General features: G+C 69.1%; 4 protein-coding genes. All 4 read left to right on the top strand.

The features are described from left to right. A partial coding sequence (locus GSF22_RS33315; RefSeq protein WP_439957841.1) for a hypothetical protein occupies positions 1–452 on the top strand: 452 nt, incomplete at its 5' end. A gap of 638 nt (positions 453–1,090) precedes the next feature. After that, entirely contained in the window at positions 1,091–1,360 is a 270-nt protein-coding gene (locus GSF22_RS33310; protein ID WP_208817878.1) for a hypothetical protein, read from the top strand. Beyond that, complete coding sequence (locus GSF22_RS35565) at positions 1,357–1,482, top strand: hypothetical protein (protein WP_280117033.1); 126 nt, start codon at positions 1,357–1,359, stop codon at positions 1,480–1,482. Before GSF22_RS33310 ends, GSF22_RS35565 begins: the two co-directional genes overlap by 4 nt. A 104-nt stretch (positions 1,483–1,586) precedes the next feature. Next, positions 1,587–1,793: helix-turn-helix domain-containing protein (locus GSF22_RS33305; protein WP_439957840.1), on the top strand; the 207-nt coding region annotated here is incomplete at its 3' end.

The raw sequence follows: 1,793 nt of genomic DNA, 5'->3' as shown, positions 1-1,793 counted from the left end.
CCCTGGCCCTGTGCGCCAGCGTCATCGCCGCTGCGGCCCCCCGAATCCCCGCCGACGCCCTACCCACCTGGCTGGCACACAGCCGCCCGGCCTGGACACACGTACTCACCGCCGCCGCCGGTATGTTCCTCATGCGCGCCGCCCTCACCCTGAGCACCCCCGTCGACCTCATCGACATGCCCGGCATCGCCGGCAGCCTCGGTGCAGCACTCCTCGGCATCGCCACGGCCCTCACCGCCAGCAGAAACCGCACCATCCGCGCCATCACCGCACCCGGCCTCGCCATCGGCTACGCCCTCGTCTTCAGCTACGACACCAGCAGCGCACTCATCGTCGGCTACCTCATCGCCCTCACCTGCTGGAGCATCCGGCTCACCGCCCACACCCTCCGGCTGGCCCTCCCCCACACCGGAACAGCCCTCCGCCGCCTCACCGAAGGCACAAAAAGCTGACACCGGACCAAAGTCATGAATCCCCGGGTTACACGGAGCCGTGTTGATTGGCGTCAGGCAAGAGACATGGCAATCGGGCGGAGCCTCTCGTACTCGACCGGGGTGAGCTTGCCCGACGAGCCCCGCAATCCGGTAGCAGAGCGGGAAGCCGGCCATGCGGGCGGCGCGGCTCGTAGGGCAGGTCCGGCGACTGCGCATACCTGTCCCACGACTGCTCGCTGACCACCACGCAGGCCGCCCCAGCATGGTGAGCCCGTCGAGCAGCACCGAGCCGCCCTCCACATCGCGCAGCCCAGCAGCGCCGCCCCAAACCCGTGGTACTGCTCCTACCGCTGCTGCCGGTGCCTCCGGAAGTGCCGGATTTCCTGAATTAGGCCCGACAGCACCTCTTGGCCGGAGAGGGCCTGGTTGCCGGCCAGGCTGACACCGAGCGCCCGGTCTCACCGCTGTTCGAACTCCGGCACTCCGGCATTTGCAACGGGCGGACCGAACCAACCAACGCCGTACCCGGAAGAGCCCTGGGTGTCAGGGTTGGGTGAGACCACCGGTTCAGAGCAAGTAGCCCTCCCGGGGCGAGGATGGAGCTTCTCTCGATGACGATTTCCAGCGCGCCACTGTCCGTCGGGCACCATCGGGCCATGACCAGTGAGGGACCCCGCGCAGATCGGCCACGGCGGCGTCGGTCGTTCACCCCGGCCGAGAAGCTGCGACTGCTCGCCGGATACGAGCAGGCCGTCGCCGAGGGTGACGGCAACGGCTATCTGCGCCGTAACGGCTTGTACTCGTCGCTGATGAGTGAGTGGCGCCGTGCCCGTGACGCCGGGCTGTTGGAGGGGAAGAAGCCTGGTCAGAGCGTCGGGGCCCGAGTGGGGAGCAGGCCGAGATCGCCCGGCTTCGCCGGGAGTTGAAGCTGGCGAACCGGAAGATCGCCCGGACCGAGGCGGCGTTGGACATCATGGGAAAAGCACGGGCGCTCTTGGCCGAGATCTCCGAGAGCGCGGACACCGAGACCAAGCCGACCAAGCCCTGACCGATGCCCACACGGCGTTGCTGGCCGCGCAGACGCCGACCCGTGCGGCGGCCCGGCTGACCGGGATCGCCCGCAGCACCGCGCACCGACGCTTTCGCACCCCGGTGACGTGCGCACCCACGCCTCGGCCGGAGCCGGCGAACCGACTGTCCGACGGCGAACGCGCCCGGATCCTGTCCGTGCTCGACAGCGACCGGTTCGTCGACACCACCCCGACCGAGGTGTTCGCGACGCTGCTCGACGAAGGCGTCTACCTGGCCTCGATCTCCACCCTCTACCGGCTCCTGCGCGCCAACAACCAGGTCATCGAC

This window comes from Micromonospora echinofusca (genome assembly GCF_017614955.1).
GTDB lineage: Bacteria > Actinomycetota > Actinomycetes > Mycobacteriales > Micromonosporaceae > Micromonospora > Micromonospora echinofusca_A.
This window is presented reverse-complemented; position numbering and strand designations above follow the sequence as displayed.